11 protein-coding genes are annotated in these 11,843 nt (G+C 70.4%); 8 read left to right on the forward strand and 3 right to left on the reverse strand.

Annotated elements, in window-relative coordinates; genetic code table 11:
* The first annotated feature begins 1,061 nt into the window (after positions 1–1,061).
* Positions 1,062–2,207, forward strand: coding sequence for a phosphate ABC transporter substrate-binding protein PstS (gene pstS / locus LJ657_RS39225; protein ID WP_232654460.1), 1,146 nt, complete (start codon positions 1,062–1,064; stop codon positions 2,205–2,207).
* A 19-nt stretch (positions 2,208–2,226) separates the two neighbouring features.
* Here the strand turns inward: pstS and LJ657_RS39230 are convergent, their stop codons facing one another.
* The gene (locus tag LJ657_RS39230) at positions 2,227–2,793 is read right to left on the reverse strand and encodes a TetR/AcrR family transcriptional regulator (protein ID WP_232654461.1); all 567 of its coding nucleotides are present in this window, start codon (positions 2,791–2,793) and stop codon (positions 2,227–2,229) included.
* An 85-nt stretch (positions 2,794–2,878) separates the two neighbouring features.
* Here LJ657_RS39230 and LJ657_RS39235 point away from each other — a divergent pair, with 85 nt between their 5' ends.
* Complete coding sequence (locus LJ657_RS39235) at positions 2,879–3,802, forward strand: SDR family oxidoreductase (protein WP_232654462.1); 924 nt, start codon at positions 2,879–2,881, stop codon at positions 3,800–3,802.
* Between the two features lie 381 nt (positions 3,803–4,183).
* Here LJ657_RS39235 and LJ657_RS39240 read toward each other — a convergent pair whose 3' ends face one another.
* Positions 4,184–5,059, reverse strand: a complete 876-nt coding sequence (locus LJ657_RS39240; RefSeq protein ID WP_372488031.1) for a phosphotransferase family protein — start codon at positions 5,057–5,059, stop codon at positions 4,184–4,186.
* A gap of 453 nt (positions 5,060–5,512) precedes the next feature.
* On the opposite strand from LJ657_RS39240, the gene LJ657_RS39245 reads away from it, so the two are divergent.
* Positions 5,513–6,538 carry a lipase family alpha/beta hydrolase gene (locus LJ657_RS39245; protein WP_232654464.1) on the forward strand — a complete coding sequence of 342 codons (1,026 nt, stop codon included), beginning with the start codon at positions 5,513–5,515 and terminating at the stop codon, positions 6,536–6,538.
* A 72-nt stretch (positions 6,539–6,610) separates the two neighbouring features.
* On the opposite strand, the gene LJ657_RS39250 is transcribed toward LJ657_RS39245, so the two are convergent.
* A complete protein-coding gene (locus LJ657_RS39250) occupies positions 6,611–7,243 on the reverse strand; it encodes a methyltransferase family protein (RefSeq protein ID WP_232654465.1) in 633 nt (210 codons plus the stop codon).
* 163 nt (positions 7,244–7,406) lie between these two features.
* Here LJ657_RS39250 and LJ657_RS39255 point away from each other — a divergent pair, with 163 nt between their 5' ends.
* From LJ657_RS39255 to LJ657_RS39275, 5 genes are all read left to right on the forward strand, one after another.
* On the forward strand, positions 7,407–7,637 hold the full coding sequence (locus LJ657_RS39255; protein ID WP_372488029.1) for a hypothetical protein: 231 nt from the start codon (positions 7,407–7,409) through the stop codon (positions 7,635–7,637).
* Between the two features lie 213 nt (positions 7,638–7,850).
* A complete protein-coding gene (locus LJ657_RS39260) occupies positions 7,851–9,122 on the forward strand; it encodes a permease (RefSeq protein WP_232654466.1) in 1,272 nt (423 codons plus the stop codon).
* A gap of 100 nt (positions 9,123–9,222) precedes the next feature.
* The gene (locus LJ657_RS39265; protein ID WP_232654467.1) at positions 9,223–10,458 is read left to right on the forward strand and encodes an alpha/beta hydrolase family protein; all 1,236 of its coding nucleotides are present in this window, start codon (positions 9,223–9,225) and stop codon (positions 10,456–10,458) included.
* A gap of 6 nt (positions 10,459–10,464) precedes the next feature.
* Complete coding sequence (locus LJ657_RS39270) at positions 10,465–10,743, forward strand: hypothetical protein (RefSeq protein ID WP_232654468.1); 279 nt, start codon at positions 10,465–10,467, stop codon at positions 10,741–10,743.
* A gap of 272 nt (positions 10,744–11,015) precedes the next feature.
* Entirely contained in the window at positions 11,016–11,837 is an 822-nt protein-coding gene (locus tag LJ657_RS39275; protein ID WP_232654469.1) for an SAM-dependent methyltransferase, read from the forward strand.
* The last annotated feature ends 6 nt before the right edge of the window (positions 11,838–11,843 follow it).

Consider the following 11,843-nt stretch of genomic DNA (forward strand, 5'->3'; position numbering starts at 1 on the left):
CAGGCCTGACAGGCTGAGCCGGATACCCAGGCTTCACCGGGTGCTGAGGATAAGCGGGCTTCACCGGATACGCGGGCCTGACAGGCTGAGCCGGGTAAGCAGGCTTCACCGGCTGGGCCGGATACGCGGGCTTCATGGGCTGAGCCGGATACCCAGGCTTCACCGGATACCCAGGCCTGACAGGCTGAGCCGGATACCCAGGCTTCACCGGGTGCTGAGGATAAGCGGGCTTCACCGGATACGCGGGCCTGACAGGCTGAGCCGGGTAAGCAGGCTTCACCGGCTGGGCCGGATGCGCAGGCTTCACCGGATACCCAGGCTTCACCGGGTGCTGAGGGTACGCAGGCTTAACCGGCTTGGACGGATACGCAGGCTTCCCCGGGTGAGCCGGATACGCAGGCTTCACCGGGTGAGCCGGATACCCAGGCTTCACCGGGTGAGCCGGATACCCAGGCTTCACCGGGTGAGCCGGATACGCAGACTTGGCCGGATGTTCCGGATAAGCGGGCGGCGCCGGGGACGGTGGGCTCGGGGTGGTGACGTCCTGGGCGTTGGCGGTTCCCGCGCTCGACAGCGCGGCAGCGCCAAGCGCGGCTGCCATGACAGCCGGCGCCAGAACGGATCGCCATCGCGGCAATTTCGTCATCTTCTGCACTCTCCTCGACTCGGTTCGGGGCTTCGTGACGGCCGGTCAGTACCAAGAGCCGGATAGTGGAATGATCAGAAAATCGGAGACATGAATAACGCTCTGACGCCCATAAGCCACCGGATGGTGTAGCGCGGGAGGCCAGTTGGCCCGGTGGCGGCGATGATTCGAGCCGGGACGAGCTCATGAGCCGGCCGGCTTCAGCAGCCTGGCGGCCGCCGCTCCGCCGGGCACGCAGTTTGGGCCGTACACCGCCCTCCCAATCAGCCCGGGACCGAAGGAACAATGACCGAAAAACACCACTTTGGTGCGTATAGTTCCTCGGAGGTGCGGGCTGTGACCGCTACCTGATCCGCGGTCATCACATCCCTCTGCTGGGCCGACCCCGGCCGCCTACCGCAAGGAGCACCGAAGAGTGAAGCTTCAGCAGAAGAGCAGGCTGCGCACCCTCGCGGCCGGCTCGGCGGTTGCCTCCGGCGCCTTGCTCCTGACGGCCTGCGGTTCGAGCGGCAGTTCCGGGCCGTCCGACACGACGTCCACGGCTGCCGCGCCGACCACCACGGCCGCCAGCGGCGTCAAGTGCGGCACGGCGGCCCATGTGCCGGCATCCGGATCGACTGCACAGGAGTTCGCGATGCAGTTCTGGATCAAGAACTACACACGAGCCTGCCCCGGCACCCAGATCAGCTACGACGGCAACGGCTCCGGTGCCGGCCAGACCGATTTCCTCAAGGGGAAAACCGCCTTCGCGGGCTCCGACTCCGCCCTGAGCGCTGCCCAGATCAGCCAGTCCAAAGGCGTCTGCTCGAACGGCGGTCAGGCCGTCCACCTGCCGACGGTCGGCGGCCCGATCGCCATCGGCTACAACCTGCCAGGGGTCAAGAAACTGATCCTGGACGCCCCCACGCTCGCCAAGGTCTTCGACTCCCGGATCACGAAGTGGAACGATCCGGCGATCGCGAAACTCAACCCCGGCACCAAGCTGCCGTCGACGTCGATCCAGGCGTCCCACCGCTCCGATTCGTCCGGCACGACGGACAACTTCACCTCCTACCTCAGCGCCGCCGCACCGAGTGTCTGGCCGCACGGGCACAGCAAGGAGTGGATGGCCAAGGGCGGCCAGTCGGCCAAGGGTTCCTCCGGCCTCGCCGATCAGATGAAGAAGAATGCGGGTGCGATCGGCTACGTCGAGCTATCGTACGCGATCGCCCGCGGCATTCCCACGGTCTCCGTCGACACCGGCGCCCCCGCTCCGGTCGACGCCAGTGTCTTCACGGCTTCCAAGGCGATCTCCACCGCCAAAATCGCCGGCACCGGTGGCGACCTCGTACTCAGGCTCGACTACGCGACCAAGACCCCGGGCGCCTATCCGATCGACATGGTCACGTACGAGATCGTCTGCGACAAGGGCAACAAGCCGGCCACGTGGCCCGCCACCAAGGCGTTCCTGACGTACATCGCCGGCGTGCAGGGCCAGCAGGACCTGAGCTTCCAGGGCTACGCGACGCTCCCCGCCACCATCGTGAACCAGGTCCGCAGCAAGATCGACAGTCTGACCTGACCGGACGAGCCGGCGGGACTCATCCGCCTGCGGTCACGGCCTTGAGCTCGGCCAACGACTCCCGCGTCAACTGCGCCATCGTGCGTTCCTCGGCCGTCCCGACCCAGCGCTCGAAGCCGATCTTGAAGACGGCGACTCCCGCCTCGGCGGTCAGGCTCGCGGCCGGCTCCGGCACGCCGCGTCGACGCAGGGCGTCGGCGAGCGCGGCCGACAGCGAGGCGAGCTTGATCAGCTCGCGCTCCTGGAGCACCGCGTTCGCCACGACGACGGCATGTCGCTGCCGGGAGTACCCGCGGCGGCCGACGAACACGGCGGAGACCGCTTCGAGGCCCGCGGCGATCGCGTCGATCGGGGCCTTGGCCTCCGGCGCATCGGCGACCGCGTTCACAAACAGCTCCTGCAACGCACTCGCGCCGTCGAACAGCACCTCGCGCTTGTCGGCGTAGTGCCGGAAGAAGGTCCGCTCGGTGAGACCGGCCCGTTTGGCGATCTCCGCCACGGTGGTCTGCTCGTAGCCGCGCTCGCCGTAGAGCTCCAACGCCGCTTTCGCCAGGCGTTCGCGCGCGTTCGGCTCCCATCTACCCATGAGCAGATCCTACGTGATGACAGCCCCTGACATCGCATGCTAGCGTCGATGACAGTCACTGACATCGACAGTTTGGGGCTCTCCCATGCGCATCTTCGTGACCGGCGCGTCCGGTTGGATCGGCTCCGCCCTCGTTCCCGAACTCATGGACGCCGGGCACCGGGTGGTCGGGCTCGCCCGCTCCGACGCCTCTGCCGCTGCCCTCACCACCGCCGGGGCGGACGTGGTCCGCGGCACGGTCGACGACCTCGACGTCCTGGCCGGTGCCGCCGCAGCGTCGGACGGAGTGGTCCACCTCGCCTTCAAGCACGACCTCGCCTTCGGCGGCGATTTCCAGGGCGCCGCCGAGGCCGACCGCCGCGCCGTCGACACCCTCGGCGAGGCGCTGGCCGGCACCGGTCGTCCTTTCGTCCTCGCCTCCGGGCTGGTCGGCCTCAAGCCGGGGCAGCTGGCGACCGAGCGGGACATGCCCACAGTCGACGGCTCGCCGGTCGCCGTCCGCTCGGCCACCGCCACGGCGGTGCTCGCACTCGCCTCGCGCGGAGTGCGCTCATCCGTGCTGCGGCTGTCTCCGACCTGCCACGGCGAAGGGGATCACGGGTTCATGGCGGCCCTGGTCGCCATCGCCCGGGACAAGGGTGTCTCCGGCTACATCGGCGACGGCGCCAACCGCTGGCCGGCCGTCCACCGCCTCGACGCCGCACGGCTGTTCCGCCTGGCCGTCGAGAAGGCCCCCGCCGGCGCGGTGCTGCACGGCGTGGCGGAGGAAGGCGTCCCGATCCGCGACATCGCCGAGGTGATCGGACGTCACCTCGACGTACCGGTGACGTCCGTGTCCCCCGAGGCCGCGGCGGAGCACTTCGCCTGGCTGGGCCACTTCCTCGGCCTCGACGCCCCGGCGTGCAACACCGCGACCCGGGAACTGCTGAACTGGCAGCCGACCGGCCCCGGCCTCCTCGACGACCTCGACAAGGGCCACTATTTCCACGCCCCTGCCACCACCTCCTGACGGGGCAGCCGTGATTGCCGCCGAACGGCGGCAACGTTGGGACGGGTCCGGGCACGTCCTCGTCAGGCCGAGCCAAGCCGGTGGAACCGCCGCCAGGCCTAGCCACGCCGGCGGAACCGCGTCACACCGGTGGAACTGCTCGACCCCTCGTAGGGCAGACGCTCGTGGTGATCGTTGCCGACGACGAACGCGCCGCTACGGCAGACCAGTTGGCCACGGCGCTGCCGCAAGGTACCCGCGATGGTGCCGGTGGATCACGGAACGGCGGCCGGTACGCCGGAACTCATCGCGGCGATCCTGGATTTCCCTTCCGCCCGCTGAGCTGTGGCGCGTCGGAGCGCTGGGGCGGCTTACGGGAACGAGCCAGGACACCAAGGGCGTTCAGGGGTGGACCAGTTGCAGCGCCTGCTTCAGGTTGTGTTCGGCGATGTGTGCCATGAACGACCGGTCGGGGAAGTCCCCGTCGAGCAGTCGCAGCGGGCCCGCTGTCAGCGAGAGCCGCTGGGCCAGCATGTAGAGCGCGAGCCGGTCCTCGTCCAGTGCGTCCTCCGCCGGCGGCCGATAGGCGTCGTGCAGACGGATCCGCAGAAAGACGTGCTCCCACTCGACGTCGAAGTACATCGTGCCCTCGATGTCGATCACCGCGGGGTGCCCGTCCGGGTCCACCAGCACATGGTCGGGGCCGAGTTCGCCGTGTACGACCGCGTATTCGGAGCGCGGCCGTACCGCCGCCGCCAGGCCCAGCAGTCGCTCCTCCAGCCGGTCGCGGGCGGTCGCGATCCGCGGATCACGCGACGCCGCCTCGGCGAGGTCCCGCAGCGCCCGCTCCAGTACGACGCCCTCGCACGACGTCCCGCGGGACGTTCCGCCCGCGTCGACCACTGCCACCTTGCCGTACCCGGGTGCCCGATGTCGCCGCATCGCCTCCAGTGCCTCCCCCAGCCGGTCCATGACCGGGGCGGCGGCGCGGGGATCGCGGGCGAGCAGTTCCTCCAGGTTCTCGCCCGGCAGGTCCTCGACGATCGCCAGGTCGGCCGGGCAGTGGGCACCGTCGCGGTCGACCAGCCGGATGGCCGGGACGCGCACGCCGAGCGCGTTCAGCCGCGCGTGCGCGGCCTCGAACAGGTCGAGTCCGAGACCGGGTGAGAACGGGTCGGTGAGGTCGTCGTCGCCCTCGGCCGTCGGCCAGTAGTTCTCGGCGTCGTCCCACAGGTAGGCGATCGCCGTCGTCGCATCGTCCATCACCAGGCGGTACACGCCCTTCTTGCTGCCGCCCGCGATCCGCTGGACCCTCTCCAACCATCGCCCGGCGCCCAGCGCTTCCCGCGCCGCACCCGCCAACTGCTCCCGAGTCGCTGCCCCGAGCTCCACGTTCCGACCGCCCCTTCGTCACGACAACCCGCGCACCTTATGGGAGCAGCGATGGGCGGGCGATTGGTTTGTTCCGTCGACGGCGGCGACGGACCTTCGCTGTCCTCGGCCGACCGGACCGGCGAGCACTCAACGGCTGTGTCCCGGACCCCTGTTCGGTGGGTTCGGCCGGTCCTGCGCCTTTCTTCGTCCGTCAACGGAAGCGCCGTCAGGACAGCCCTCTCAGAGAGGCAACCGCCCGCCCGGCTGACCGCACGTACCCCGTACGGGTGCACTTGGCGCGCCCTGCGTGAGGGCGACGCGGTGGCTGTCGAAGCTGGGGCCACTTCCACCCAGCTGATGACCCGTCACCAGGAGGTGCGCACCACGATGCGCCGAGTTCTCAAGGCCGCAGGCGTTGCCCTGGCTGCGGCGGCCTGCCTGACCGCCGCCGTCCCCGCCGCTTCCGCCGCAACTCCCGTGCCACGGCTTGCCGCCGCCGGGGCCCCGCCTGCGCCGCTCGCCAACACATTCGGCGGGCTGGGGGTGGTCAGCTTCAGCGCGGCCCTGCTCGCCTCGGTGCCCGACCCCGACCGCTCTCCCGCCGGGGCCAACGACTTCTCGTGCAAGCCCTCGGCCGCGCACCCCTATCCGGTGGTTCTGGTCCACGGCACCTTCGAGAACGCCTTCGACAACTGGAGCGCGCTCGCCCCGCTGTTGAAGAACCGCGGCTACTGCGTCTTCGCCCTCAACTACGGCGAGGTCAAACCCCATGCCCTGTTGAAGGCGACCGGCCCGGTCCCCGCCTCGGCCGCGCAACTGGCCGCCTACGTCGACAAGGTACGGGCCGCCACGGGCGCGAAGAAGGTCGATCTGGTGGGCCACTCCCAAGGCGGCGGTTTGATGCCCCAGTGGTATCTGCGCTTCGACGGCGGCGCCGCGAAGGTGCACCAACTCGTGGGCATCAACCCCAGCAGCCACGGCACCACCGCAATCGGCACGATCCACCTCCTCGACGCGGTACTGGACGTGGCGGGGCATGCCGGCAAGCCGTTCGGCCTCGACAGCCCGGCGGCGAAGGACCAGACGATCGGCTCCCCGGTGCTGCAGCAGCTGTACGCCAAGGGCGACACGGAGCGTGGTGTCACCTACACCAACATCGTCACCAGGACCGACATCGTCGTCACCCCGTACACCAACCAGTTCCTCACCGCCGGGCCCGGCGCGAGCGTGCACAACATCCTGCTGCAGAACGTCTGCCCGCTGGACCTCTCCGGCCACCTGGGCAACCCGTACGACCCGAACGTGTACCAGCTGGTGCTCAACGCCCTCGACCCGGCGCACTCCAAGCCGGTGCGCTGCGCCCTCATGCCGATTCCGGTGTGACCCCGACCGAACCAGGAAGGCCCCGGGCGGCTGCCGCGAGGAAGTACCTCGCGGCAGCCGCCCGGTTCGCGGTCAGCGCCCGGCATGACGAGGCGCCGGGGGAGCGGTGCGCGGCCAAGGGATCAGCGCCGGGACTCGGGCGCGGTAGGCCTCGTAGGAGGTGCCGAACCGGCGGGCCATGAGGCCGTCCTCGATCCGGACCCGGCGCAGCAGCCACGGTATGGCGACCACCGTCAGGGCGATCCAGACGCCGAAGCCGCACGCGAGCATGGAGCCGATGACCAGGCCGAGCAGGCCGGTGTAGATGGGGTGGCGGACCAGCCGGTAGGGACCGTCGGTGCGCAGTTCGTGGTGCTCCCGAACCATGGGGACGCTGGCCCACATCGTGCCCAGCACCCAGCGGGCCCACAGCAGCAACCCGGTGGAGGCGACGGCGAGCAGGCCGCCCAGGAGGGCGAGTTCGGGCTGCCAGTACTGCAGATGGCGCCAGAAGTCCCGCGAGTGGCTGACCAGCGTGGACAAGGCGAAGGCGCCCGCTGTCAGCAGAAGCCGACGGGGCAACGTGCGTCGAAGGCCGTGCGCCCAGCCGTGCAGGCCGGCCTGGGTCTTCACGCCGAAGTAGACGGCGCCGACGATCCAGGCCGCGACGAAGACCAGAACGCAGACGCCGGTGAGAGCGACGAGTGCAGAGTGGAGAGAGCCCATGCCTCAAGCCTGCTCCGCGCACCCGGTGGATCACCACCACCCACGGGTCGATGGAGAGGCCTCCACCCACGGCCCGCGGCGGCGCAGCCCCTGCGTCAGCCCAGGGGGCTGGCCCTGTCACGCAGGGCGGCGAGCGCGGGTGCGTAACATACGCGTCCTGATCGTGGCGAAGCGTCGTGGCCGCCGTAGTGTCCTGGTCAAGCTAGGCGTGATGAACGTGGCGGCGATGGCCGGGCCGGCCGTGGTGATCTTCGTCGCGAAGCTGTGGTCCCGAGGCCCGCTGCTCGCGCGGGCCGTGGGGGTCGCCTTCCTCGCGCCGGCCGTGCTCGCGCCGTTCCAGGACCGGCTGCTGCCGGGGCTGCAGGGCTCGATGCCGTCGATGGGCGGCATGTGACTCGACTGCCCTCGAAGACCGTACGGTCCGCCGGGCGGCCCTCCGGCTGAACAAGCCCGCGCTGAAGGGTGCCCACGAGCAGGGCGATCGGCACACACCTCGACAGCGAGGCCGCCGTAGGGCAACGGGCCACATAGGTGCCCGATATCGTCCATGACAGGAATGCTCCCCAATGAATCGATCCGGACCCTCTGAAGCAGAGGTAGGTGCCCTGTGGAAGCGATCGGCCACGCGCTGTCCATCGCCGGGTCGATGACCTGGGAGGTCACCTGGGCGCTGATCCTGGGCTTCGCCCTCTCGGCCGTGGTGCAGGCGGTGGTGCGGCGGTCGACGGTCGTCCGGTTGCTGGGGGACGACCGGCCGCGCACGCTCGCCCTGGCGGCCGGGCTGGGAGCGGCCTCGTCGTCCTGCTCGTACGCTGCCGTGGCCCTGGCCCGTTCGCTGTTCCGCAGGGGCGCGGACTTCACGGCCGCGATGGCGTTCGAGATCGCCTCCACCAATCTGGTGGTGGAACTCGGCGTGATCCTCGCGCTCTTGATGGGCTGGCAGTTCACTGCCGCCGAGTTCGTCGGCGGGCCGATCATGATCGTCGTACTCGCCTTGCTGTTCCGCCTGTTCCTGCGCGAGCGGCTGCTGAGCCGGGCGCGGGAGCAGGCCGAGCGCGGGATCGCGGGGTCGATGGAGGGCCACGCGGCCATGGACATGTCGGTGCGGGCGGAGGGCGGCTTCGCTCGGCGCCTCTTCTCCCGGGACGGTTTCACGTCCGTGTCGCACATCTTCGTCATGGAGTGGGCGGCGATCGTGCGGGACCTGGTGGCGGGGCTGCTGATCGCGGGCGCGATCGCTGCGTGGGTGCCGGACGACTTCTGGCGCACCTTCTTCCTGGCGGACCATCCGCTCGCCGCCAAACTGATCGGCCCGCTGGTCGGGCCGCTGGTGGCGATCGCCACGTTCGTCTGCTCGATCGGCAACGTGCCGCTGGCCGTGGTGCTGTGGAAGGGCGGCATCAGCTTCGGCGGGGTGATCGCCTTCATCTACGCCGACCTGCTGATCCTCCCCATCCTGAACATCTACCGGAAGTACTACGGCGCCCGGACGGCCGTCTTCCTCCTGGGCACCTTCTTCGCCGCGATGGCCGTCGCCGGATACGTCGTCGAGTTCACCTTCGGCGGGCTGGGCCTGATCCCCGACCAGGCCGATGCCACGATCCCCGAACAGGGGGTCACGTGGAACTACACGACCTGGCTCAACATCGTCTTCCTGCTGCTGGCCGCGGCGCTGCTCGTACGGTTCTGGCGCACCGGCGGCCCGGCCATGCTCCGGATGATGGGCGGCTCACCGGACACCGGGGCACAGGATCACGGGCACGGGCAGGAGCAGGGGCAGGGGCAGGGGCAGGGGCACGGGCAGGGGCACGGGCAGGGGCAGGGGCACGGGCACGGGCAGGGGCACGGGCAGGGGCAGGGGCAGGGGCCTGTGGGATAACCCCCAGGCGTATCGACCGGGCTGCCGGATGGTTGGCGACCAGGGCGCTCCCCGAGTCTGTACGTGGTCATTGCACCCGTACAGACAGAGGAGTTCGGACATGCCGACCCGTCGCGCCGCCATGCTGTCGACCGTTGCAGCACTCGCCCTGTCCGCCGTCCCGGCACGAGCCGCGGGCGCCGGGCCACGCACGGCCGGGCCGGTGCGGCTGACGTTGCCCGTGCCCAGCGGGCCGTATCCCGTGGGGACGGTCGCGCTGCGCCTGGTCGATACCTCGCGTGCGGATCCCTGGGTCGCGTCGCGGCCGTACCGGGAGCTCATGGTCGCCATCCGCTACCCGGCCCGGACCGTCGGCGGGTATCCGGCCGCGCCGCAGATGCTTCCCGGTGAGGCCGCCGGATTCGCGGCCCTGAACAGCTTCACCGATGTGCCGAGCGATCGGGTCGACTGGTCGGCCACCCGCACGCACGCTCACGAAGGCGCCCCGGCCGACCGGGACGGTGGTCCGTTCCCGGTCGTCTGCTACTCCCCCGGTGCCGGGGACCCCCGCTCCCTGGGCACCACGCTCTGCGACGACCTCGCCTCCCGGGGCCATGTCGTGGTGACGGTCGATCACACCTATGACGCCTCCGCCGTACAGTTCCCCGGCGGCCGCGTCGAACACTCGGTCCTGCCCGCGGAGTTCGCCAAGGCGTCCCCGGACCGGCAGCGCATCACGGCGCTGCTGCGGAAGACCATGGCCGTACGCGTGGCCGACACCCGCTTCCTCCTCGACGCGCTGCCGGGGGCACTGCCTCAAGGCCTGGGCGGCATGCTGGACTTCGGGCGTATCGGTGTGTTCGGCCATTCCGCCGGCGGCTTCACCGCCCTGCAGGCCATGCACGACGACCCGCGCATCGCAGCAGCCGCGAACCTGGACGGTGTGCTCGCGTACGTCCAGGACGACAGCACCCCCGGCAACCTGTCCACCGTTGCCGCCGACGGCCTCGACCGCCCCTTCCTGCTGATCGGCAAGGACGGCAACGACCTCGGCACGGTGCCGTCCTGGGAGGCGCTGTGGCGGAACAGTCGCGGCCCGCGCCGGGGCCTGAGCCTGCGGGGCGCGGAACACGCCACGTACACCGACGCCGAGGCCATGGTCCCGCAGATCGCCCGGCGGCTCGGTCTGCCCCGCAAAACCGTCGTCGAGAACATCGGCACCATCGCCCCGCGGCACGCGATCACCGCCCAACGGGCCTACGTCGCCGCCTTCTTCGACCGCTGGCTGTGCGGACGGGACGGCGGCGGCCTGCTGGACGGGCCGTCCGGCTGCCATCCGGAGGCGCGGTACTTCTGAGGGCTCATGGGAAGCGGCCGTGGACGGTCGCCCGGCGGTGAAGGGAAAGCGTTCGCCATCGGGAACTCCGTCAGCGACGCCGAGATCCTCCACCGGACCGCGCACCCGATCGCCTCCGAGCCGGACGCGCAACTCGCCCGGCCGGCCGACAGCGAGGGCTGGACGATCGCCACACGCCACGACCTGCTCGACACCGTCGACCGCACACCGCTGACCGCCGCGGCGCGACGACAGCCGGAGGACCCCGTCCGCGGCGGTTCGGATCCGGACCGGCGCACGGGGTGACCTGCCGCCCGTGTTGCGGACGGGCCCGCTGTCCCACGACCGTGACGCCGACCGGGCTGCTGGCGACGCTCCTGGGCAGCCCCGTCTCGCCGGCGGCAGTCGGAAGGGCACCACTGTTTGTACGTCAGCGCAGCAAGGCCGCCCCTGGGCGGCAGCTGTCAAGATCGGGGAATCGGTGGCCTGAACCGTTACCGCCCGCTACGTTGGCGCTTGCCCACAGGCGCGAGGGGCGGCGGTCGAAGGGGCCGCCGGTCGAGGACGAGGAGCATGCCATGACCGAGGAACCGGCCGCCGACCGTGAGGCCGTGCTGGCGCGGCTGGATCTGACCACCCCGCATTCGGCACGGGTGTGGAACTACTGGCTGGGCGGCAAGGACAACTACGCCCCCGACCGCGCGATGGGCGACCAGGTTCTGCAGTACTTCCCGGAGATCGTGGACGCCGCCCGGGCGGACCGGGCGTTCCTGGGCCGGGCGGTGCGCCATCTGGTCGGCGAGGCGGGCATCCGCCAGTTCCTCGACCTGGGAACCGGCCTGCCCAGCGCGGACAACACGCACGAGGTCGCCCAGCGGCTGGCCCCCGACACGCGGATCGTCTACGTGGACAACGACCCGCTGGTCCTGGTCCATGCCCAGGCCCTGCTCACGAGCAGCCCCGAGGGCGTCACGGACTATCTGGACGGCGACGTCCACGCACCCGGCCCGATCCTCGAAGGCGCCGCCCGGACACTGGACTTCAAGCAGCCGATGGCGCTCATGCTGCTGGGCATCATGCAGTTCGTGAACAACGACGAGCAGGCGTACGAGATCGTCGACCGGCTCGTCGCCGCCCTCCCCTCCGGCAGCTACCTGGCTCTCGCCCATCCCACCGCCGAGGTCCACACCGAGGCCATGACGGCGGCGGTCGCCAGCTGGAACGAGCAGGGCTCGGCCCCGATGAAACTCCGCAGCCGCGAGCAGCTGCTGCGCTTCTTCGACGGTCTGGATCTGCTGGAGCCGGGCGTGGTGTCCTGCTCGCGCTGGCATGCGCAGCCGCCCGAGGTCGGCGAGATCGTCGATGTGACGCAGTTCTGCGGGGTGGCGCGGAAGCCCTGAGGCAGC

This window comes from Streptomyces guryensis (genome assembly GCF_021261325.1).
GTDB classification, from domain to species: domain Bacteria; phylum Actinomycetota; class Actinomycetes; order Streptomycetales; family Streptomycetaceae; genus Streptomyces; species Streptomyces guryensis.

Coding starts and splice junctions, on each gene's coding strand:
- LJ657_RS39270 (WP_232654468.1), top strand. CDS start 10,465: ATGGGAAGCGGCCGTGGACGGTCGCCCGGCGGTGAAGGGAAAGCGTTC.
- LJ657_RS39230 (WP_232654461.1), bottom strand. CDS start 2,793: ATGGGTAGATGGGAGCCGAACGCGCGCGAACGCCTGGCGAAAGCGGCG.
- LJ657_RS39250 (WP_232654465.1), bottom strand. CDS start 7,243: ATGGGCTCTCTCCACTCTGCACTCGTCGCTCTCACCGGCGTCTGCGTT.
- LJ657_RS39245 (WP_232654464.1), top strand. CDS start 5,513: ATGACCCGTCACCAGGAGGTGCGCACCACGATGCGCCGAGTTCTCAAG.
- LJ657_RS39235 (WP_232654462.1), top strand. CDS start 2,879: ATGCGCATCTTCGTGACCGGCGCGTCCGGTTGGATCGGCTCCGCCCTC.
- LJ657_RS39275 (WP_232654469.1), top strand. CDS start 11,016: ATGACCGAGGAACCGGCCGCCGACCGTGAGGCCGTGCTGGCGCGGCTG.
- LJ657_RS39265 (WP_232654467.1), top strand. CDS start 9,223: ATGCCGACCCGTCGCGCCGCCATGCTGTCGACCGTTGCAGCACTCGCC.